The sequence below is a fragment of the Vibrio floridensis genome (assembly GCF_021852965.1).
GTDB classification, from domain to species: Bacteria; Pseudomonadota; Gammaproteobacteria; order Enterobacterales; family Vibrionaceae; genus Vibrio; species Vibrio floridensis.
In genome coordinates, this window is record NZ_JAKGCY010000001.1 from 22,975 (window position 1) to 44,965 (window position 21,991).

At 47.9% G+C, this 21,991-nt stretch carries 20 protein-coding genes and 1 pseudogene; 12 read left to right on the forward strand and 9 right to left on the reverse strand.

Annotated elements, in window-relative coordinates; all coding sequences use genetic code 11:
- Positions 1 to 165 precede the first annotated feature (165 nt).
- The 3 genes from LZU85_RS00090 to LZU85_RS00100 all read left to right on the forward strand — a co-directional run bounded on the left by LZU85_RS00090 (position 166) and on the right by LZU85_RS00100 (position 2,670).
- Complete coding sequence (locus tag LZU85_RS00090) at positions 166 to 546, forward strand: DUF3316 domain-containing protein (RefSeq protein WP_237286043.1); 381 nt, start codon at positions 166 to 168, stop codon at positions 544 to 546.
- 86 nt (positions 547 to 632) lie between these two features.
- Positions 633 to 1,328, forward strand: a complete 696-nt coding sequence (locus LZU85_RS00095; protein ID WP_072610427.1) for a heavy metal response regulator transcription factor — start codon at positions 633 to 635, stop codon at positions 1,326 to 1,328.
- Complete coding sequence (locus tag LZU85_RS00100; protein WP_053543451.1) at positions 1,279 to 2,670, forward strand: heavy metal sensor histidine kinase; 1,392 nt, start codon at positions 1,279 to 1,281, stop codon at positions 2,668 to 2,670. The genes LZU85_RS00095 and LZU85_RS00100 overlap by 50 nt, the downstream gene beginning before the upstream one ends.
- On the opposite strand, the gene LZU85_RS00105 is transcribed toward LZU85_RS00100, so the two are convergent.
- Positions 2,664 to 3,524: a LysR family transcriptional regulator gene (locus tag LZU85_RS00105; RefSeq protein WP_045619094.1), complete on the reverse strand. Its 861-nt coding sequence runs from the start codon at positions 3,522 to 3,524 to the stop codon at positions 2,664 to 2,666. The two genes, LZU85_RS00100 and LZU85_RS00105, sit on opposite strands and share 7 nt — an antisense overlap.
- Before the next feature lie 99 nt (positions 3,525 to 3,623).
- Between LZU85_RS00105 and LZU85_RS00110 the strand changes: the two genes are divergently transcribed.
- Together LZU85_RS00110 and LZU85_RS00115 are read left to right on the forward strand one after the other, a co-directional pair.
- Positions 3,624 to 4,688, forward strand: a complete 1,065-nt coding sequence (locus LZU85_RS00110) for an HlyD family secretion protein (protein ID WP_045619093.1) — start codon at positions 3,624 to 3,626, stop codon at positions 4,686 to 4,688.
- A 9-nt stretch (positions 4,689 to 4,697) separates the two neighbouring features.
- Positions 4,698 to 5,705: a DUF2955 domain-containing protein gene (locus LZU85_RS00115; protein ID WP_176299728.1), complete on the forward strand. Its 1,008-nt coding sequence runs from the start codon at positions 4,698 to 4,700 to the stop codon at positions 5,703 to 5,705.
- Between the two features lie 124 nt (positions 5,706 to 5,829).
- On the opposite strand, the gene LZU85_RS00120 is transcribed toward LZU85_RS00115, so the two are convergent.
- Both LZU85_RS00120 and LZU85_RS00125 read right to left on the reverse strand, forming a co-directional pair.
- Positions 5,830 to 6,864: a methionine synthase gene (locus tag LZU85_RS00120; RefSeq protein ID WP_045597335.1), complete on the reverse strand. Its 1,035-nt coding sequence runs from the start codon at positions 6,862 to 6,864 to the stop codon at positions 5,830 to 5,832.
- 24 nt (positions 6,865 to 6,888) lie between these two features.
- On the reverse strand, positions 6,889 to 7,863 hold the full coding sequence (locus LZU85_RS00125; protein ID WP_176299729.1) for a DUF1852 domain-containing protein: 975 nt from the start codon (positions 7,861 to 7,863) through the stop codon (positions 6,889 to 6,891).
- A 300-nt stretch (positions 7,864 to 8,163) separates the two neighbouring features.
- Here LZU85_RS00125 and LZU85_RS00130 point away from each other — a divergent pair, with 300 nt between their 5' ends.
- The gene (locus LZU85_RS00130; RefSeq protein WP_176299730.1) at positions 8,164 to 8,976 is read left to right on the forward strand and encodes a nickel-binding protein; all 813 of its coding nucleotides are present in this window, start codon (positions 8,164 to 8,166) and stop codon (positions 8,974 to 8,976) included.
- 122 nt (positions 8,977 to 9,098) lie between these two features.
- Positions 9,099 to 11,105, forward strand: a complete 2,007-nt coding sequence (locus LZU85_RS20880; RefSeq protein WP_176299731.1) for an HD family phosphohydrolase — start codon at positions 9,099 to 9,101, stop codon at positions 11,103 to 11,105.
- 160 nt (positions 11,106 to 11,265) lie between these two features.
- Here LZU85_RS20880 and LZU85_RS00145 read toward each other — a convergent pair whose 3' ends face one another.
- Positions 11,266 to 12,738: a hypothetical protein gene (locus LZU85_RS00145; protein WP_237286044.1), complete on the reverse strand. Its 1,473-nt coding sequence runs from the start codon at positions 12,736 to 12,738 to the stop codon at positions 11,266 to 11,268.
- Between the two features lie 490 nt (positions 12,739 to 13,228).
- Here LZU85_RS00145 and LZU85_RS00150 point away from each other — a divergent pair.
- Together LZU85_RS00150 and LZU85_RS00155 are read left to right on the forward strand one after the other, a co-directional pair.
- Positions 13,229 to 13,402: pseudogene (locus tag LZU85_RS00150) on the forward strand (3'-5' exonuclease); the annotation flags it as partial.
- A 91-nt stretch (positions 13,403 to 13,493) separates the two neighbouring features.
- Complete coding sequence (locus LZU85_RS00155; RefSeq protein ID WP_217904678.1) at positions 13,494 to 13,730, forward strand: VOC family protein; 237 nt, start codon at positions 13,494 to 13,496, stop codon at positions 13,728 to 13,730.
- A 113-nt stretch (positions 13,731 to 13,843) separates the two neighbouring features.
- Here LZU85_RS00155 and LZU85_RS00160 read toward each other — a convergent pair whose 3' ends face one another.
- Together LZU85_RS00160 and cspE are read right to left on the reverse strand one after the other, a co-directional pair.
- A complete protein-coding gene (locus LZU85_RS00160; RefSeq protein WP_176299733.1) occupies positions 13,844 to 14,044 on the reverse strand; it encodes a hypothetical protein in 201 nt (66 codons plus the stop codon).
- 236 nt (positions 14,045 to 14,280) lie between these two features.
- On the reverse strand, positions 14,281 to 14,493 hold the full coding sequence (gene cspE / locus LZU85_RS00165; protein ID WP_176299734.1) for a transcription antiterminator/RNA stability regulator CspE: 213 nt from the start codon (positions 14,491 to 14,493) through the stop codon (positions 14,281 to 14,283).
- Positions 14,494 to 14,916: 423 nt separating this feature from the next.
- Here cspE and LZU85_RS00170 point away from each other — a divergent pair, with 423 nt between their 5' ends.
- Both LZU85_RS00170 and LZU85_RS00175 read left to right on the forward strand, forming a co-directional pair.
- Positions 14,917 to 15,531, forward strand: a complete 615-nt coding sequence (locus LZU85_RS00170) for a 3'-5' exonuclease (protein WP_176299784.1) — start codon at positions 14,917 to 14,919, stop codon at positions 15,529 to 15,531.
- Positions 15,532 to 15,789: 258 nt separating this feature from the next.
- Entirely contained in the window at positions 15,790 to 16,167 is a 378-nt protein-coding gene (locus LZU85_RS00175; protein WP_176299783.1) for a hypothetical protein, read from the forward strand.
- Positions 16,168 to 16,268: 101 nt separating this feature from the next.
- Here the strand turns inward: LZU85_RS00175 and LZU85_RS00180 are convergent, their stop codons facing one another.
- Positions 16,269 to 17,435 carry a tetratricopeptide repeat protein gene (locus tag LZU85_RS00180; protein WP_176299782.1) on the reverse strand — a complete coding sequence of 389 codons (1,167 nt, stop codon included), beginning with the start codon at positions 17,433 to 17,435 and terminating at the stop codon, positions 16,269 to 16,271.
- A gap of 234 nt (positions 17,436 to 17,669) precedes the next feature.
- On the opposite strand from LZU85_RS00180, the gene LZU85_RS00185 reads away from it, so the two are divergent.
- On the forward strand, positions 17,670 to 19,460 hold the full coding sequence (locus tag LZU85_RS00185) for an alpha-amylase family protein (RefSeq protein ID WP_237286045.1): 1,791 nt from the start codon (positions 17,670 to 17,672) through the stop codon (positions 19,458 to 19,460).
- 62 nt (positions 19,461 to 19,522) lie between these two features.
- On the opposite strand, the gene LZU85_RS00190 is transcribed toward LZU85_RS00185, so the two are convergent.
- Complete coding sequence (locus tag LZU85_RS00190) at positions 19,523 to 20,353, reverse strand: MalM family protein (RefSeq protein ID WP_237286046.1); 831 nt, start codon at positions 20,351 to 20,353, stop codon at positions 19,523 to 19,525.
- A 127-nt stretch (positions 20,354 to 20,480) separates the two neighbouring features.
- Positions 20,481 to 21,662: a maltoporin LamB gene (gene lamB, locus LZU85_RS00195; protein WP_237286047.1), complete on the reverse strand. Its 1,182-nt coding sequence runs from the start codon at positions 21,660 to 21,662 to the stop codon at positions 20,481 to 20,483.
- Positions 21,663 to 21,991 lie beyond the last annotated feature (329 nt).

A 21,991-nucleotide genomic window follows, 5' to 3' on the forward strand; every position in this document is an offset into this window, starting at 1 on the left:
CATTGAGATATCGGGCACAGAATCAAACTTATCTTGCGAATGAGAGCCGTTGCACCCACGCAACAAAACAACATGACAAATTTGTCATCTCAACGACCCTTTCTCGTCAGCGCCGATCGATACACTTTGCTTAACCCCTAGATAACTAGAGTTAAGGAAACAACAATGAAAAAAGTAACCACCACTCTTCTTGCTTCTGCTGGCTTAATTTTCGCGTCAACCAGTTGGGCGGCGCTGCAAACGCCACCGCCAAACTACACGTTTACCACTAAGCACTACAGCAAAACCACCGAGTTGTATGGCAGCCAGCAAGCGGCTTACGACGCTGGTGTGGTGCTACTGGCCAACTTGCAAGCCGCATCGCCACAAGAACTAAAGGGCAAATTCAATGTCATAGCCTATGACCCAACGGAAACCAACAGTATTGAGCTCAAAGATGGCGCAGAAATCAGCACCAAAGTGATCATCGATGAGCAAGGTGACACCCGCTACCAAGGTGTGGTCAACGTGGGTTATCAATATTTGAAACGAGATGAGAACAGCTAATCTCCATCAAACCGCGTTTGGTAGGGCTCACCCCTAGCCCTGCCACGCTTTAGCTGGCCTCGTTGTGACACTCGGTTAAGGCAGTTATGAAACTTCTGATCATTGAAGACGAAAAGAAAACCGGGACGTATTTAAGAAAAGGACTTTCAGAAGCAGGCTATCTCGTCAATCTCGCCTGCGATGGGGTTGATGGCCTCTATCAAGCCACCAGCCAGCGCTATGATTTAATTGTATTGGACGTGATGTTGCCCCACCTCAATGGTTGGCAAGTGTTGCGCGCTCTGCGCAGTAATCAAGTCGACACCCCAGTGATTCTGCTCACCGCACGCGACCAAGTCGAAGATCGAGTCAAAGGACTGGAGCTGGGCGCCGATGATTACATCGTCAAACCCTTCGCCTTTGTCGAACTGTTGGCGCGCATTCGCACCGTGCTCAAACGCCAACAACCCACCACCCAAAGCACCACCCGGCTTTCCATCGCCAATCTCCATCTGGATCTGTTGCGGCGCAAAGTGTTTCGCGACAAAGAACCCATTGCCCTCACCGCCAAAGAGTTTGCCTTGTTGGAGCTGTTTATGCGCAAAACGGGAGAAGTGATGTCGCGCAGCCAAATAGCCTCTTCCGTTTGGGACATGAATTTCGACAGTGACACCAATGTCATCGACGTGGCCGTGCGGCGGCTGCGCAATAAAGTCGACAAACCGTTTGAGCCGAAATTGATTCACACTGAACGTGGCATGGGCTACGTGCTTGAGGAGCGAGAGCTTGGTTATGGGATTTAGATCAATCACCACTCGGCTGACTTTCTCCTACTTTTTTGCCTCTCTGTTGGTGCTCGTTTCACTGAGTGCCGCAGTACTGTGGGCGGTCAAACATCATCTTTACGAGCAAGATCGCTACAACTTACAGCAAAAGTTCAACACAATTAACGAACTGAGAGTGCGAGGCGATTTCATCAGCCAATATGGCCCTTTCTTTGAAAAAGGCGACACCAAACTCTGGCTGCTTAATGGCAATCAGGTGGAATACCAGTCTCAATCGCTCGCTTTGCCGAAAAGATTCATCAACAAAGCCAGCATGGAACGCATAGATTGGCAGGAAAATGGCCACCATTACCGAGCCATCCGTTTCCCGCTGAGCAGCTCGCCAGAGTGGTACGCAGTGTTGGGGCTGAACATCGACCTGCACATTACCTTTCTGTCCAACTTCAAACAAGTGCTGCTGTGGATCACCTTTTTCGCCAGCATCGTCAGTGGTTTTCTCAGTTGGTTCATTGCGCGCAAAGGGCTCAAACCTTTGGCCAAACTTGAGCAATATGTGGATGCCATTTCGACGGAAGAGCTCAGTGTCCGCGTCCCACAGCAGCCCTTTCCGGAGGAATTATTGCCATTGGTGGCGCGTTTCAACCGCATGCTTTCTCGCCTTCAGGGCGATTTTGAACGCCTATCGGAATTTTCATCCGACATCGCCCACGAGCTGCGCACCCCCATCGGCAATATGATGACGCAAACCCAAGTGATGCTGGCCAAACCGCGCAGTGAGCAAGAATATCGCGATATTTTAGAATCCAACGCCGAAGAGCTCAGTCGTCTCACCAAAACCATCTCCGATATGCTCTATTTGGCCAAATCGGAGCACAACTTGTTGATGAAAAATAACGAGCCGATCGACCTCAAATTGCTGCTGGAGGATCTGGCGGAATACTACGAGTTAGCAGGGGATGAAAAGTCTCTCACCATTACCTGTTTTGGTGAAGGCCAAGTGGTCGGGGACAGAACCATGCTAAAGCGTGCGTTCGCCAACTTGCTCTCCAACGCGGTGCGCCACAGTTACCCAGAAAGCAATATCACCGTCGAGATTTTCCCGCATTTGATCGGCTACCAAATTGCCGTGACCAATCACGGAGAGACCATCGAATCCACGCAAATCCCACGCTTATTCGAGCGTTTCTATCGCGCCGACAAATCGCGCACTCACCAACAAAGTGGTGGCGCGGGCTTGGGCTTACCCATTTCTCGTTCCATTGCCAAATTGCATGGCGGCGATATTTACGCCCAGTCCAAGCACGACTTAACCACCTTTACGCTCACCTTGAGTGATGTAGTTATCCATCCGGCTCACTGAAATTTTTCGCGAAACAGCTCAATCAGCACTTTCACTTTCTCCGGAAGGTAAAGTGCTGACGGGTAGATTAAGGTAAGGTGTTGTTTCGCGTGGGTGAGGTGGGGCAACACTTCCACTAAGTTGCCCTCTTCCAACGCGGGTTTGGAATGCACTTGCGGAATAAACGCAATCCCTTGCCCTGCCATCGCCATGGAACGCAGCAAATGCAGATCGTCCGATTTCAGTGCCAGCGGCAAACTGGGATCCAGCAAGTCAGCATTGTAGCGGTTGGTCAGCAAGCGGTGCTGGCGCAAATCTTCTAAGCAATGAATCGCGGGATGCGTTTCTAAGTAAGCTTTCGAGGCCACCAAATGCGAGCGATAAGGCAGCAAGCTAAACTGCACATAGCTGTCGTCACTGACCTTCGCCCCATCAGGCAAGAGCTGAAGATCGAACGCCTGACGGCGCAGATCGACACTTTGCTGATGGTTTTCAATCTCCAAGGAGACCGAGGGAAAATGCTGGCTAAATTGGCTGATGATGGCGTTAAACGCCGCCGAGGTCATCAAAGCCGAAGGGATCGCCAAACGCACTTTACCCCCCGATGGCTGATTGTGCTCAGACATCACAGCCAGCCCTTGTTGCAAATGCGTCATCGGCTGACCCACCAGTTCAATCAAGCGTTGACCTTGCTCGGTCAATTCAATTGAGCGCGTGGTGCGAATCAACAACTGGCACCCCAGCGCCTTTTCCAGCTCTTGCAAACGGCGGCTGACTTTAGAGCGCTGCATTTTCTGCGCGTTGGCTGCGGCACTGATGCCGCCATGCATCACCGTTTGGGTAAACAGATAGAGATCATCGAGACTGACGTTCATTGTCCTACTTTTAGCTCACTAATGTCTTTTTTCACATTCTACTGCACAACGTCGCCCTTCTCTATAATCGCACTCTTTCTTTTTAAACTGATAGATTCTATGACTGCAGAACATAAATTTCGCGTTTGGATGAGAAGCCTGATTGTCCTATTCATCGCACTATTTTTCTACATCATCCTGGCTGACCAACACGCTCCCATCACCACCGAAGGTCGCGTTCAAGGTTATGTTGTGCAAGTCGCCCCTGAAGTGTCGGGCAAAGTGACCCAAGTGCAGATCCACAATAACCAGCATGTTCAACAAGGGGATGTGCTGTTTAGCATTGATGCACGTAAATACCGCATTGCCTTAGAGCAAGCCAAGCTCTCGCTGCAATCTGCCTTAGAAAAAGAAGCGACGCTCTATTCTCAACGCGAAGCGGCACTGGCGAATATTGCGCGAGCACAAGCAACTTATGACAATGCCCATCGAGAGTATCTGCGCCTGCAAAAGCTCTCGACGCAGCAAGTGATTTCCCGCTCTAGCCTCGATAACGCCTTTGCGCAAAACCAAGTGGCCAACGCCAACTTAAAAGCCGAGCAGCAAAGCCTCAACGTGATTGAAGCGCAACTGGGCCAAGGAGAAGGACAAAGCACCGCAGTGCGCGTGGCGCAAAACGGCATTGAAAAAGCGCAGTTGGATTTGGCCAATACTCAGGTGCTTGCCCCTAGCGATGGGGTGGTGACCAACTTGCAATTGGAAGTGGGCAGCATGGCCAACGCCAACCAGCCCTTGCTGACTTTCATTCCAACCGGTTCACTGTGGGTAACGGGGGATTTTCGCGAAAAATCCGTCGCCAACGTGGATGATCGCTATCATGCCATGGTGGCGTTTGATGCCTATCCGGGCCAAGTGTTTAATTTCTCGCTCTCTAGCCGGGATTACGGTGTTGCTGCCGCGCAGCAAAAGCCTAACGGCTCATTAACCAGCGTGGAAATCAACAACCGCTGGGTACGCGATGCGCAGAGAACACGCGTCAATCTCGCCACTGACGATGCCATGCCTGCGGCACTGTTTGTTGGCTCTCGCGCCACCATCGTGCTCTACCCACCAGAGGAGACCTTCTGGCGTTGGATGGCCACTTGGCAAATCAAGCTCGCCAGCCTGTTCCACTACGTGTACTAGAGGGGCGAGATGAAAACTCAGCGAATTTGGTTTGGCTGCGCCAGCGGCCTTGCCCTGAGCATGCTCTTTGGTTGGTCTTACGGTTTTTTCGCCATCATGCTGCCACTGTTTATTCTCAGCAGAACCGATAGCTTTCAGCTTTCACGGCTACTGATGGTGGTGTTTTCCGCCGTCTGGACCACAGTACAAGCAACCTTTTTGTTGGAATATCTACAGTTCCATCCCGTGCTCATGACGGTGGCGGTGGGGCTGTTTTTCCTAATCAAATGCATTGCGATGATGAATCCCAACACCTACTTGTTTGGCTATATGGGGCTGTTGGTCGGGTCGATCGTACTGAACTTTGCCAGCTATGATTTCATCGATATCGAAGATTTTAACCTCAACTTATGGGTCATTTCCCTTGCAAACATTGCCATTTGTGCGCTGGCTTTTTGGCTCTTTCCCGAGCCCAAACGCGATGAGATTCAGGATGCCATGACCACGCCCGTCAAAAGCGATATGGACTACATCAGCCAAGTAGCGATGGGTTGGGTGGTCGCCATGGCCGCTTTTCTGCTGTTTCAATTTGCCGATCTTTACGACTCACTCTCAGCGCAAGCGTCAATCATCATCATTCTTACGCCAATGACCTTGGCTGGCTCCATGGCGATGGCAAAAATCCGCGTCATTGGCACCGCGCTGGGTTGCTTAGCTGGCTTGGCAGTTCAACTGGTGTTGAGCGGTTGGTATAGCAATGGCTTGCTGTTTTGGCTCGCGCTGACCATCGCCATGGGGCCATTTTGTTATTTGCTCACCAAGGGGCCAATCAAAGGCGCGATTGCGTTTTCGGCGATGTCGGCACTGGCCGTGCCGCTGACGGCGATTGTCCCCGAAGGCAAAGACGCGTTCTTTTCGATTTTATACCGTTTTAGCTCTATTTTTGTCGCCGTAACCGCCACAGCGATGTTGATGTGGGTACTGCATCATGGCATTCGCGCGTTGTTATTGAAGCATCCTGACATTCAGAATGTATAGAGAAACTGGGAAAAAAGAACCTTGCGGAGATTCCCACTCTGGCGAGTGACATGCTGATAAAACAAAAGCCAAGCGCTGAGCACTTGGCTTTGTTTTATCTAAGGAGTGGGGAAAATGCCCCGTGTTATTTCGCCAGCTCTTTTCGCACAATCGCAGCACCGGCGGCTAAAGCGTTGAGCTTGGCGGTGGAAACATCACGAGCAAGTGGTGCCATGCCGCAGTTGGTGCATGGGTAGAGCTTGTCTGCATCGACGTATTTCAACGCTTCACGCAGGGTGTTGGCCACTTCTTCTGGCGTTTCAATCTCGTTGGTGGCGACGTCAATTGCACCGACCATCACTTTCTTGCCGCGGATCAACTCAAGCAGCTCAATCGGCACGCGCGAGTTGTGGCATTCCAGCGAGATAATATCGATGTTGGATTTCTGCAGTTTCGGGAACACTTCTTCGTATTGTCGCCACTCAGAGCCAAGCGTTTTCTTCCAATCGGTGTTGGCTTTGATGCCGTAGCCGTAACAGATGTGTACCGCCGTTTCGCATTTCAGCCCTTCGATAGCGCGCTCCAAACAAGCAATGCCCCAATCGTTGACATCATCAAAAAAGACGTTAAACGCGGGTTCATCAAATTGGATGATGTCGACGCCCGCCGCTTCAAGCTCTTTCGCTTCTTGGTTAAGGATTTTAGCGAACTCCCACGCCAGTTTTTCACGGCTGCCGTAGTAATCATCATAGAGCGTGTCGATCATCGTCATCGGCCCCGGCAGCGCCCACTTGATCGGCTGCTTGGTTTGCTGGCGCAAGTATTTGGCATCGTCCACAAACACTGGCTTAGTGCGGCTCACCGGCCCCACGACCGTCGGCACGCTCGCCTCATAACGGTTGCGAATGGTCACCGTTTTGCGGTTTTCAAAATCCACCCCGCTCAGGTGCTCAATAAAGGTTGTCACAAAGTGTTGGCGAGTCTGTTCGCCGTCACTGACAATATCCACGCCCGCTCGCTCTTGCTCGTGCAAAGAGAGGCGCAGCGCATCGCGTTTGCCGTCCGTCAGTTCATCGCCTTGCAGTTTCCATGGCGACCACAGTGTTTCCGGCTCAGCCAGCCATGATGGTTTCGGTAAGCTGCCCGCGGTTGAAGTGGGTAATAGTGTTTTCATCGTCATTCCCTTCTCGATTCTACTGATTGCTTACGCGTAATTGGCCGACCATTGCTCAAGGAGCGACTGGTACGGTTTGATGAAATGCGCTTCGGCAAAGCGACCTTGTTCAATGGCCAATTGGCTGCGCTCTTCTCGGTCGTAGACGATTTGAGTTAACGAGTGGTCAAGGTTCTTCAAGTTGGGTTGGTAGCGTTGTCCTGCCACGGCATTGGCGTTGTAAATCTCTGGGCGGTAAATCTTTTGGAACGTCTCCATGGTGCTGATGGTACTGATGAGCTCAAGGTTCGAGTAACCGTTCAGCAAGTCACCAAAGAAATAAAACGCCAGCGGCGCAACGCTGTTTGGCGGCATAAAGTAGCGCACCTGCAAGCCCATTTTCTGGAAATATTGCTCTGTCAGCGAGGAGTCGTTGGGCAGATACTCATACCCCAACACCGGATGCTGGTTTTCCGTGCGGCGGTAGATCTTGTTGTCTGACACGCTCAGGCAGATCACGGGCAGCTTTTTGAAATGCTGTTGATACTCAGCCGAGCTGACAAACGCCTTAAACAGTTTGCCGTGCAGCTCACCAAAATTCGCTGGAATGCTGAACTGAGGCTGATTTTTGTTGTGATCCAGCAACAGCACGCTGAAGTCGTAATCACGCACATAAGACGAGAAGTTGTTGCCGACAATGCCTTCAATGCGCTCATTGGTTTTGCGGTCAAGAATGTTGGTTTTGAGCACTTCAATCGAGGGAAAAGCGTCGCCACTGCCGTGAATATCGATATCCACGGAGATGATGTCCAACTCCACCGAGTAACGATCGCCGGTTGGGTTATCCCAACTCGCCATGGCGTTAAAACGGTTGTCGATCATGCGAAGCGCATTGCGCAGGTTCTCTTGACGGCGCTGACCACGAGCCAAGTTGGCAAAGTTGGTGGTGATGCGCGTGTTGTCCGAGGGCTGGTAGTTCTCGTCAAAGCGAATGCGTTTGATCGCAAACGTGAAATCGTTGTTCATGGTGAGTTGGTCTCCTATTTCCTTAGATAACGCTGACTTTTCCTCTCTGGGCATGGGGTGGTTGTGTTTTTTGGTTTTCCCAATCGCCAGTTTGCGCTGCGTTTCGTCTTAGACACAAAAACGCACTCACCTTGGCAAGCACCAGAGCAGTCCGGTTTTTATACTTGCTTCGCGACTTGAAGAATATTGGTATTGTTTCACATTGAACATGAAGGAAATTCATGGTTAAAGCCTCCCGGCTCGCAGCGGATTCGCTTGTGCTATGTTTAATGGAACAGTTTGCCTCGGGAGCTCGTCATCATGCCTTTATTCATGGATCGCCATTTTTCAGAAAATGCCACGCGAGAGGCGATAGAAACCGCGCATCTCAAAGACCTCGACATTCAAGAGAAATATGGCGTGAAGTTTGTCACTTATTGGTTTGATGAAGTTCGAGGCACCACCTTTTGCTTAGTCGAAGCAGAAAGTGAAGCGATCATTCGCCAAGTCCACCAAGAAGCGCATGGCGATATGCCGGGCGAAATCATCCCAGTGGATCCCAATATCGTGCAGCTCTTTTTAGGACGCATTGCAGATCCAATTACACCAACACACGAAGAACCCGCAAAGATAGACAGCGCATTTCGCATCATCATGTTCACCGATCTGGCAGGTTCCACCGCCATGACCACTCGTTTGGGCGATCAAAAATCGATGCACCTGCTGCACATCCACAACGCAATGACGCGCAACGCGATAAAAATGCACAATGGCCGCGAAGTGAAGCACACGGGGGACGGATTTATGGTGTCATTTACCTCGGCAGATGATGCGGTTCAGTGCGCAAAGAGCATTCAACAGGCCTTTGCACAGCATAACCAAAGCCATCCTGAACAAAGTATGCACGTACGGATCGGCTTAAGCGCGGGTGAGCCCGTTCAAGAAAACAACGACTTATTCGGCAGCGCCGTTCAAATGGCGTCGCGCGTGTGTGATGCCACGGAATCTGACCAAATATTGGTCGTCGAACTCGTCAAACAAAGTTGCACGCTCCACCAGCTGCAATTTTGTGATTGCGGAGAAAAGACCTTTAAAGGATTCAACGAGCCAACCAAGCTGTATCAGGTTCTCTGAGTTTGCCACTCACACGCTTCCCTGCGGCTCACGGTGGGCACTCCCTCAACATGATGACAATCTAGACTGCCACCTGTGCGCCAAAACTGAACTATTCTAAAAAGGTTCACAAGGGAGTGGTCATGAAGCAAACCGACGATCAACATTCACTTGGCAAGCTACTGATAGCGCACGGTCACGCCTTTGCGCAGACAAGGCTATCGCATGCGTTGAACCAGCGACAACTGCGCTGTATTGAGGTGCAGAGCGAGCAAGAGATCCGCCAACACGCTCCAAATTTACTGATCTTAGATCAACCGCTGCTTGACGCTCTAAACCGCGACACTCTTTGTCAGTGGCGTGATCAATCGTTTCTTGTCGTGATTGCCGAACAGCACCTCGACGTCGACGCTGATCTTTACGTCCCCAGCGGATTTAGCAAAAAAGTCACGCTCAAACACATCGAAACCGCCCTTTTGATGCACACTCAACGCCAGCAGCAACAAGCATTAGCCGCTCTGCTGCACAACAAATCGAGCAACTTAACTCGCCTCACCGAGATTGGCATTGCACTCTCTGCGGAAAAGAGCTTGAGCGCACTGTTAAATCGGATACTCGACGAGGGAAGAAAGCTCGCCGTGTGCGACGCTGCCTCACTCTTTTTATTGGACGACCATGACAAGCAAAATCGGCACTTAGTGCTCAAGTTAACTCAAAACGCTTCCATCGACTTTGCTTTTGAAGAGCGCCGTTTTGAGCTGAACGACAGCAGCATTTCAGGCTATGTGGCGATGCACGGCGAGGAAGTGAACATCGACGATGTCTATGACATTCAAGCGCAGCCTTATCGCTTCAACCCCGTTTTTGACCACGCAACGGGGTATCGCTGCCAATCGTTATTGGCCTTACCGATATTCAATTATCAGCAGGAAATCATTGGGGTATTGCAGTTTATTAACCACACCAAACAAGCAGGGGTGCGCCTTTCTTCCCACGCGGTGACCAAAGACAATGTCATCCCGTTTGAGCCCGAGATTCGTCCGTTATTGCGGGCGTTAGCGAGCCAGTCTGCGATTGCGATCGAAAATCGACGTTTGATTGAAAGCATTCACCGTCTTTTTGAAGGGTTTGTGCAAGCCTCCGTCACCGCCATTGAGCAGCGCGATCCCACCACCAGCGGTCATTCATTTCGCGTTGCGGATCTCTCCATTGCGCTCGCCACCAGTTTGAATCACGCCAACCTCAAACAATATGAACAGCACCACCTGAGTAAAAAGGATCTGCGCCAGCTCAGATACGCCGCCTTGCTGCACGATTTTGGCAAGGTGGGAGTGAAGGAATCGGTGTTGACCAAAGCCAAAAAACTGACTGAACATCAACTGGATATCATCAAATATCGCATCCGTCTGACGCAGCAGTCCTTGCTTCGTCAGCGAGCCGAAATTGAGCTCAAACTGTTTGGCCAATTTGCCCACTCAAACTCGCCTTCAGCCTTACAACAGCTCGACAACATTCAGCAGCAAATCGCCCAGCTTGAGCAGTTTTGGCTCGATATTTTGCAAGCCAATGAACCTTCTGTTTTGCCGGAATCTGCCTCGGAAAACCTACATCAGATCCACGCCTATCAAGCGATGGATGACAACGGCATACTCACGCCACTCATCAACAAAGACGAACTGCTGGCCTTGTCTATCCCCAAAGGGAGCTTAACGATTGAGGAGATGGCGGAAATACGCTCTCACGTGGTCCACACAGAAACCTTTCTCAAGCAGATCCCCTGGACACAAGATCTGCAAGACATCCCGCATATTGCGGGCGCCCACCATGAAAAAATCGACGGGAGTGGCTACCCAAGAGGCTTGGCAGGCCAACAAATTCCCCTCGCCTCTCAGATCATGACGGTGTGCGACATTTACGATGCGCTCACCGCCTCCGACCGGCCATACAAAAACGCCCTCCCCGATGAGATCGCCTTTAAAATTCTGTTTAACGAAGCAGAAAAAGGGCAACTCAATGGCGATTTGGTGAAGCTGTTTGTCGACGCCCAAGTTTATCTGGTGATCAAAAACAAACAGTACAAAAACACCTGCTCGGAATGCGGCAACTTCCATCACCATGTCTGTGATTTTGATTTACTTGATCACCACTAGGGGTGGGTTGCGGAGTGTGTTGGCTTATTTTTGGACAAAAGCAATTCAGATGCTTCGAGAAGAATCAATCCATACTTTGTCAGAATAGATGGTGGGCTATCCATATCAATATTGATAGTGCCATCAAAGAATTCTTGAGCACTTTGGCCATAGTTGTTCATTACTTAGAGCTCACTGTTTTTAATGCTTCGATGATGAGATTGTTAGTATCTTTATCTTGCTTAGAGAATACCTGCATGATGAGTTTGATTTTTGTATCACGTTTAAACTCTAAAATTTCTTCTTCAGTCATATTTTTACAGGCTAGTGAGTTGGTAATTTGCTCTGCCAAGATCCCCGCTTTAAGCATGGTCATTTTTTCAGTGTTCAAAGATACAATGTGTTTAATTAGATAGAAGAACACCCCAGATAATCCGCCAATGATAAGTGTAGTTGCTGTAACTAATGGAAGTCGGCTTAACAGGATGTCCCATGCGCTCACATTAACTAAGTATGGAAGTGTATCACTGAAGTTTTGACCGTTCGTATAAACATATATAGCCATACAAGCAAGCCCAATGAAAGTAAGGAACGCAAAACAGTAATATGCTTTGAGCTGAACTTTAGTCTCTTCAGTGTGCCCTGCCGTATCAAAGCTGGTTGCATTGCGTTTTCGTTTAGTCTCTGCTAACTGCATTTTTACTTCCGTAAGTTCAGTGTCAGCCAGATTAAATTCTTCTTTGATACTTTTCAGTTTGGAGTCCTCACTTTCATAAAGTTTTTTGGACGCTTCAATTTTACCTTCGATATCTTCTATCTGATCTTCTTTGTCAGAAAGTTGAGAGATAATTGTCTGATATCTTTGGCTTACCTTGTCATGGTCTTTTTGAACACTTTTTAAAGTATTCTGTGTGTTGCTTATAATTGACTCTAAATGCTGTCGTTGTTGCTCTTGCAACTGTATTTCAGACTGTAACGTGTTAATTTTTTCGACGCTTCTTCGTAAAATCATATTGATTTCACTAAAAATTTTAGATGTATTTTCAATTGCTATGACTGGTATTTCTTGCGCGTTTTTTAGTGCTTTCTGGATAGAATCTATTTTATCGGGGCTTGTTAGTAGATTTTTTAGTGTAACTAGCTTCAACGATAAGAAGTCTGCATGCCTTGGTAGTATTAAACCATGAGCAACATCATGTATTTGATATGCAATAGCAGACTTGTTGTCTGAGGTATGATTGACGAATACTCTTTTTGTAACAACCTTTTTAGCGAATCCATTATAAGAAATTAGTCTGACTACATCAGTTCCATCGTTATAGAGTACTCTTGAGCAGTATAACTCTGATACTAAAACAGGCTCTTTGAAGAGAACAATCTGCTCCCCTTGTAGTGCGTTTTCATCATAATTTGCATGTTTTAAGGACTCTGTTACAAACGCCAAGTTATCATTATCTAATGAACTCAAGTTAAACTGTTGAAAGTGGCGCATTAACCAACTACTTTCATCAGCTTTGTGCATGCTATAAAGGGCGTTTAACGCTGCTAGGTATTCATTGAAAGGCTTTTTAATACTGCCTATATCTATTGAGCGAAATAACTCATCTAAGTCTTGCTCATGCCAACCTTGATTCTCACTTTCCACCGTAGCCATCTCTCTGTCTTAGTTAGTTTTTCTGACATAGATACTACCAGAATGATATGCCGATTGACTCACTGTTTCTGTGTTGCAGTTGGAGATTCGTGAATTTATACCTTTGGTCTTTTGTTAGTGAAGTTAGTTTGTTTGTTATACTCAACATCCACGTTCAAATAGTTCAAATGACTGAACGTTTACTTTCTCGCTCCTAGACACTAAATACAGATGTGGAAATAGAGAGACTTACTAACATTAGCTTAACGGAACTAGCAAGGTCGGGGCTTTCCTTTTGCTATTCATTACTATTGGTATATCGACATTACCAAACCATCAATACATAGGCTTCGATGAATGACTCACAAGGGAGAATTCCGATTCCCCAACTCTATTGCCCTTTGTTTTAACGCCCCAAAACGCGCTGAGAACCACCTTACTTCGCCCCCTTCTTCCCTTTTTCACCACTTTCGCAGAGACTCTGCGCGTTATTGTTTAGTTGGAAACCCTTATGCCTCAAGCCAATTCCGTTGTCGTACTCGACTTTGAAACCACTGGTCTCTCTCCAAACTTGGGGGATCGCGCGATTGAAATCGGTGCGGTTAAGATCGTTGATGGTGAGGTGGTCGATAGTTTTCAACAACTTATGGATCCTGGCTTTCGGGTCAGTTCCTTTATTGAAAGCAAAGTAGACGAATCTGTTCCCTTGGCAATATGATTTGATGATTGAGAGAAGCTGCCAAGGAGGCGGCATGACATAGGGAATAGAAGCGCTTTTGAATTATCAGACCGTTACGGGCGTTCTTTTAAAAGAAGACGGTTTCCAGCCTTCATCAAGTGGCGTAACGATATATCTAAACGGAGGAGACAACCTGCAGGTTGTTCTTGATGAAGTAGTGAAAAATCACGGGGAAATGATTATCCCTAAAACAGCGCTTGCCGATAACAGTGGCTTTTTTGCCATTTTCCTTGATTCTGAAGGAAATAGGATAGGGTTGCATTCTCCGAATTGATTCGTAGCCGCTCTGGAGAACCGCTTCAAGCAGCTAGCCATTGTATGTGAAGAAATGACCTTGGCTGCTTGATACTGAAGAGTGTCGTGCTTCGCAGTTGAATTTGGTAATCGCTAGTTTCTATTGATATATTTTTCTGCGTTAGCGAACAGCTTATCACATAATTTTTTCTGGTTAGTGTACTCTGAAGTTCCTTGCTCCATCGCGTCAAGTAGCGCTTTAGCTTCTTGATACTCTGTTACCATTGCCGCAAAGCGCTCTTCAAAGTTATTTTTTTGCGTTTTTTTGCTCGATTTTCTTGTTGGTTTTTTCATATTCTATTTCCTATATCTTATAGCTAAAACTTTTCACAAACTCGAAGAGGAACTTATGTTGTTTCTTATATTAACGATTCTATTGAACAGCTTATTATTCTAAACAATCCAATATTTAGACATAGTTTTAACACGCAATATTAAACATGGCAGGCATAAATATTAACTGCCAAAAGAACAGTACTCGATTTTAAATAAAAAGATCTCACACAGAGGCGAGATCTTTTCATGAATACTTACAGTACAGTAACGTTTGATGCCTGTGGGCCTTTGTTACCTTGCTCGGTGTTGAAGGAAACCTTTTGGCCTTCAGCTAGTGTTTTAAAACCAGCGCTTTCAATTGATCTAAAGTGAACGAACAAATCCGCACCACCGTTATCAGGTGTGATAAATCCAAAGCCTTTTGTTTCATTAAACCATTTTACTAAGCCAGTTGTTTTATTTGACATATATATATCTCGATTGATGTATTAAATTAGGAGAAAGCTACTAAATAATGAATGAAGAAAAAGGTATCGCAGAATAGATATGACAAACTAAATCGAAAAACTGAGAAGATCTTGAACTAAATATGTTATCAATAGCTCACTACCAGAGCTGCGGACACTATACACGATATACACATAATAGATATTAATTTCTCAATTAAATTTAAAAACAATTAAAATCAACAAGTTAAACGCATGTCAACTATTATTGCTCGCTATGAATAGCCAGCAGATACTAACTCACCCGAGCGGAAAAACGTGATATTTGAGGCCTACTTTTTAACCCAATACGAACTGAGCTTCGCCTTACTTCGACACCTCTCCTTCCCTTTTTCACCACTTTCGCAGATACTCTTGCGCGTTATTGTTTAGTTGGAAAGCCTTATGTCTCAAGCCAATTCCGTTGTCGTGCTCGACTTTGAAACCACTGGTCTCTCTCCGAACTTGGGGGATCGCGCGATAGAAATTGGTGCGGTAAAACTGGTGAATGGCGAGGTAGTGGAGACGTTCCAGCAGTTGATGAACCCTGGCTTTCGGGTCAGTTCATTTATTGAAAGCTACACCGGCATCACCAATAACATGCTGCGCAGCGCGCCCAGTTGCGATGAGGTGATGGCATCGTTTAGCGAGTTTATTGCGGGTGAAAACCTGATTGCGCACAACGCCTCGTTCGATAAACGCTTTCTGGATGCAGAGCTTGAGCGAATCAACTGCGACTATTCAGGCGAGTTTGCCTGTTCACTGTTGGTGGCAAGACGGCTGATTCAAGACGCGCCGTCACACAAGCTTGGTGAGTTGGTTCGCTATAAAAATATCGACAACGACGGCGTATTTCACCGAGCGTTGGCCGATGCTCAAATGACAGCCAAATTGTGGCTTCTGATGGTGGAAGAGTTAGATAACTCGGGCATCGCCAATCCAAGCTTTCAGTTTATGCAAACCGTGAGTAAAACCACCAAAGGCAAAGTGGCTCAGCTACTGGCAAAAAGCCGTCGGTAACGAACTGCCTTTCGACAGTTGCCTCTCTTGATAGCACCGTATTTATGCAGGTGTTAGAGACCAAGAAACCTTGCGCAAGCCGCTGTCACTGCGTTCATTCCCTTAACCAAACAACTTGGCATTGCAACGAACGAAGGTCGCCTACACTTCTGTCGCTTCAATTAGGAACGAATATTTCATTTCAACCATTTTTTGAGATAGTAATTTACCTAAAAACGCGCATAATCTTGCTATCGACACTCAAAGAAGAAATGACCTATGACTGATTTTCAATACTACTTTCATCAACTTCCATGCTTTGACTGCAAAAAGACCACGGTAAGTACGGATCTGGGTTGGTTAACGGCAGCAATGAAAGAGGATGTGCTTGCCCAAGTGGCTGAAATCATCGCGCAAGATAACGTTGAGCCCGATCTTGCGGTGAACGTAACGTGCACAAAAGAAGAAGCACGTGACTACTTGCTGCTGAACTTCTACGGCTATTCAGAAGAAGAACTGGCTGACCAAGTGGAAGCAGAAGATGAGCAAGAAGTCGCGGATGAAATCGCCGAGTTACTCGCCGAGGGTAATGAAGTGATGGTTTTCGAACACGAAATCGCGCTGCAAAGCTGCACCGAGTGTGACATTGAGGAATAATCAAACTCACTGAGCATGACTAATAATCATGCGCAATTGTGGTGGAAGGCGTTAGCAACCTTGGGGTGCTAACGCCTTTGTTGTTATTGGTGACCGGATTTTTAAGATTTGTCGTTACCTGAGAAAGAGTGTTGGGTGAAATCAAGTTGTCCACTGCTGGCTGACGGTGGCTCATCATTGGCAACGGTATCTGCCAGCAAGCTTTCTTCTAGGTCGTCTTCAAACGCCAACGTTTCTGTCGGGCTGTCTAAGCTGGCTTCTAACGGTGGAAAATAACTCGTGCGCTTATACACTTTGTTCAGCGCTTTGATGATCGCGTGCTTGCCGACTTTGCCTGTTTCAAGTTTTTTCATTAATGGTTTGGCCACCGCTTGTAGCCCTACCACGATATCAACGCCGATTTTCGATGCCACTTGGTCGCGCATCACGCGAGCTTTTTCATAGCCAAAATGTGACGCAAGAAAAAACCAAACGTAAGAGAGGGCATTCCCTGTTTTTCCTCTGTCTCGCCATGCCTCACCCGCATGAAACATCGCTTCCGCGCTACCTCTTTCCGCAGCTCGTTCTAACCAATATGTTCCTTTGGCGTGATCGGTGCTCGTTCCCAGCCCCGAGAGATAACTCAATCCAAGTTGAATTTGCCCATCGACACTGCCCTTGTTCGCCGCTCGATAGTACCACTGGTAAGCATTACCATTGGACTTCTCTGGGTTCTCGGCTGACTGGCTCCACTCTCCCATAAACAACATAGCGTCGAGGTTGCCTTGAACCGCGGCTTCTTCGACTAAGCGATAGCCCTTGGGCAGATTTTTCTCAACCCCGCGTCCATGCACCAGCGCTTTTCCTGCCTCAAACTTCGCATCGAGGTTACCTTCCAATCCAGCGATCGCCATGCGCCAAAAATTGGCTTGCTCTTTGAGGATCAAGTCTTCACGCATACGCTCACTCATGCGAACAATGCCGTACATCGAGTTCACGTTATCTAAACGTGCTCCCTTGTTATACCAATAAAGCGCTTCCTTTAAGTTCGTTCGCTCTGCTTCCTTGGCTAAATACAAGATTGTCGGAACATGGCCACCTTCGGCTTTGAATAGTCGTTCCTGTCTCTCTTGTTCTCGCGCTTTTTCGATTGCTTTTCGGTTGGCAATTTCTCTCGCTTTTCGCTCTTGCTCGATGCGCTGTTTCCTTAACGACAAGGAAAACATCCATACGAACACCAACAATAGCGAAAGGCTGGTTGCACCGATGGCAATGGCCATCATACTCATAATGTCATTTCTTTATTGATCAGCTCACTCTGAGCCTAATTAAAACACGCTTCTTACCGAGGTTAACGGCATATTTGTTAAAATCTTGAGCTAAGGTTACTTAAGTATACACATTGCCACAGATAACCCGCTTTTAACCCTCTCTACGCCCCCAATGAGGAGGAGTTCAAGCGGTGTCATATCCGTTAAGTTGCCCCAATAATAATGCCCCTACAAACATGGGATAAATGTGAAATGAAGAAACAAAAATTCACCGTTTACCAAGTCTTTACTCGTTTATTTGGCAACAAAGTTCAGCACAGCCGACCTTGGGGAAGCAAAGAGGAAAATGGCGTTGGCAAGTTCAGTGATTTTACTGACCTCGCACTCAAAGAAATTCGTCAACTTGGCATTAGCCACATTTGGTACACGGGCGTGCCACACCATGCGTTGGTGGCGGATTATCAACACTATGGCATTGGACACGATCACCCTGCCGTCGTAAAAGGGCGTGCCGGTTCGCCCTATGCCGTCAAAGATTACTACTCGGTGAATCCCGATTTGGCCGACAATCCAGCAGAACGATTGTCAGAATTTGCCGCGTTAATTGAGCGTACCCATCGCCACGGCATGAAAGTGATCATCGATATCGTACCCAATCACGTTGCGCGCAAGTATCACGGATTAAATAACCCTGAAGGGGTGCGCGACTTTGGTGCTGACGACGACACCTGCGTCGAATATCACCGAGACAACAACTTTTACTATATTCCAGGGCAAGCCTTTCAGCTGCCTGACTTTCCAGCGCCCTTTACCCCACTCGGCGGCGAGGCGCACCCACAATTGCAGTGGCCTTACGAAGAATTCCCTGCCAAATGGACGGGCAACGGCTCGCGCTTGGCCAAACCTCAGTTTGATGATTGGTATGAAACGGTCAAAGTCAATTACGGCGTGCGACCCGATGGCAGCAAAGACTTTGCCGAATTGCCCGCGGATTTCGCGCAGAAAACCGCAGCAGAGCATTTTGCCTTTTGGCAGCAGCAAGACGTACCTGACTCGTGGAAGAAATTTCGCGACATCGCTCTGTATTGGCTCGAATTCGGCGTCGATGGTTTCCGTTACGACATGGCAGAGATGGTTCCTGTCGAGTTTTGGAGCTATCTCAACTCACACATCAAAATGCGCAATCCTGATGCGTTTTTGATGGCCGAAGTGTATCAGCCTCATCTATACCGCGATTACATCCACTTGGGCAAAATGGATTATCTGTACGACAAAGTGGATTTGTACGACGGACTCAAAGCGGTGATGCAAAACCGCGCTTCCACCGCCATCATCGGTGAGATCCAAGCGCAAATGATGGACATTGAGCACCACATGCTGCATTTCCTCGATAATCATGACGAGCAGCGCCTCGCCTCACCTCAGTTTGCTGGGGATGCGGAGTTTGGTCGCCCTGCAATGTTGGTCTCGGCTTTACTCAGTAGCTCACCCACCATGATTTATTTTGCTCAGGAAGTGGGCGAAGCAGGAGCGGAGTTGGGCGGTTTTGGTCTGCCCAGCCGCACGTCGATTTTTGATTATGTGGGCGTGCCCGAACATCAAAAATGGATGAATGAAGGCCAGTTTGATGGTGGTCAACTGAGTGAAAAACAACGCGCACTGCGGGCGTTCTATGCACGTTTACTCAACTTCACCTTAACCCACTCGGCAATGAGCGGTGAGTATTACGATTTGTACCCCACCAACCAACAAGCATTGAGCCACTTCTGCCATCTTTTTGCTCGCTACGACCAACAACAATTGGTGCTGGCAGGCAGCAATTTCTCGGCCCACCATGAGAATGTCTGCCAAGTGGTGCTGCCTGAGGCGTTGATCGCGCAACTTGGGCTGGCGGACGGGCAATATACCTTAGTGGATAAACTCAGTGACCAATCCAGTCATCATGCCAATGAAACCCTGCAACTGAACGTCAATCACGGTCAAGGTCGAGCTTGGCTCACCCTGCCGCCTTTTGCCGCCAGCGCATGGGTACTTGAGCGATAACTGGCTCAAATTCGACCATAAAAAAAGCACTGGTGATGCCAGTGCTTTTCAATCAGTCTCGGTTACTTTTTCTTGTTAACGGCGTTAACGAACACCGCTTGCGCCCCTTCAATATTGAGCGCCTTGGCTTCATCCAGTAGGCTCAACGCTTTAGGGATGTCGCCTGCCTCAACCGCTTGTTCAATTGACTGGAAATAGTAGGCCTGAGTGTCTGGCTGAACTTGCGTTTTCGCTGCATCGGTTGATGTCGTGGTTGGACGCTCTTCCCGACGGAGCTGCGACAAAAATGACGGGCCAGAGATATCCAGCTCAATGGTTCCCGTTAGCGCATGTGGAATGGGAATGTCTTTCGCTTCAGGAAGATAATTCCCCCTCGCCTCAGCATCAATTCGGGCGGGATGCGCAACATAAGTGACGCCTTGGCGATCTTGTTCTGTGGTGTAAATCAACAGATTGAGCGATTTGTAGCCTTGTGGGGGATAGAAATCCAGTTCCGCCACTAATCGGTTGCCAAGTTGTAACCGTGGCTTGCGATACTCAAACACCGTACTGTCATAAGATTCGATCAGCTGACCCGCTGAATCCACAATCATCACATGCGGAAAGAAAACCGAATCACCAATTTCACTGGTAATGGTTAACGTCATCTGGCCACGATCCGCTGGGATCTCAAACAATGCAACAGGGCTTGCAATCACCGATGTGCGCAAGAACTGCGTTTGATCACTTAAAACCACTTTGGTTGTGCTCGGCAATTTCACTTTCATTGCTTGCAACTGAGCAATTTGCTGAACTTCTTGCCCCGAGCTCGCGTTAACTTGTTCAACCACCGCCGCACTTTGGCAGCCAGCTAAGGCAATACATCCGCCGAGTAATAAAGCTCGAAACACCATAGGAACACCTCTTGATTATTTTTTTAAAGGCTCTTATCAAACCAAAGGGATAGGAGCCTTGAAAAAAATAGCCGATCAACATCGGCTATTCAGATTATGCGTCACGTATTTCGTGTAAGGGGCTTGATTACCACCAAGCTTCGACTTGAACACCCACTACGAAATCAGAGTCACCTTTGCTACCGAACGTTGTGCCTTCGTGATCCGTTAAGTATGAACCGTATACACGCAGTTCAGGACGAGACCAGAAGCTGTTACCCATAGCCCATGCTTGAGCAACCGTCAGCTTGCTGTAGGCGAAATCCGCACCCTTGTCATCTTCACCGCCGTTGTAACCCGCTTCAAATACAGTGCGCATTGTATCATTCCACTTGTACATTGGGCGTGCAACCGCAGAGAATTGGCTCGTATCCGCTTTTGAAGCACCAATGTCACTGCCCGCTAGGTAAGCCAACTGATGGCCCATTTCCCATGCGTCACTCAAGTTAACCACACCCCAGTTCAACACACGGAAACCCATCGCATCGTTATTGTCTGCAGAACCACGACCGTAGTAAGTACCTGCGCCCCAGAAGTTAGCCACTTGAGCACCGTAACCTGCTGTGCCTGCTTGGAAAATCGTTTGGTTGAAGCCGTTGCTTAGGCCTTTGTGGATAATCGCCGTTGCCATTAAACCATCATCTGCTTGCTCAGTTTGACCGTCTTTCTCCGTTGCAAAGTTATACGCCAATGCAAATTCAAGAGACGCGTTTTCACCAAAGCTAATGTTAGCTAGGCGTGCATCCAGAATGTAACCAGAAGATGCAGCGTGATCACCATCTTGCACAAGCGCCACTGATAGCTTTTGATCGCCCACAGATAGGTTTTCGATACCACCACCAGTACCTGATGTGTTCAAGTAGTAGAAATCCGTAATGTGAATGTCTTTACGTTGGTAGTAGCGTTTACCCGCCCACAATACCGCTTCTTTGTCAGAAGCCAATAGGCCCTTAGCCTGTACGTTGAACTGAGCAACGTTAAAGTCGCCGTCTTCCCAGCCGTTTGCGCCATTGTTGCCTTGTGCAATCATTGACTCAACTTTCCAGGTTTGCTCACCGCTTTTCAGTTCTTCTGAAAAGCCAAACTCATAGTAGTTGTCGTTTTCGTTACCTAGACGGCCAACACCCGATTTTTGAAAAGCAACATCCGCAGTACCGTTACCACTAATACCAGTACCAGCACGCATGTAACCATTGAAATCCACAGCAAACGCACTACCCGCTGCTAACGTAGAAGCCACTGCGGCAGCGATTAAACTTACTTTTTTCATTCTTAACTCCATTAAGGACTATTCTTATGTATCTCTCCATGAAGTCACTCACCAGGCAGTAGAGTTTGTGTGTTCAAGAAGAGAGGTAAGACGGGACTAGGTCCCCAGTTGTTTCAACATTGGCTATGCTATGAAAGGCGGAGATGAAAAACGTCCTCCACCCCGAAAAAAAACAGGGGGGATGAGAAAGGATGAGATCATTTACAGAACAATATTTTATCGATACTGATCACTGATTTAGGGTGGAGTTGGTAAGTTTATTAGTTGTTGATGGGCTACAAAGTGAGGGCTATTTCATATTTTCACCCAAGATGAACAATAGAAAGAAA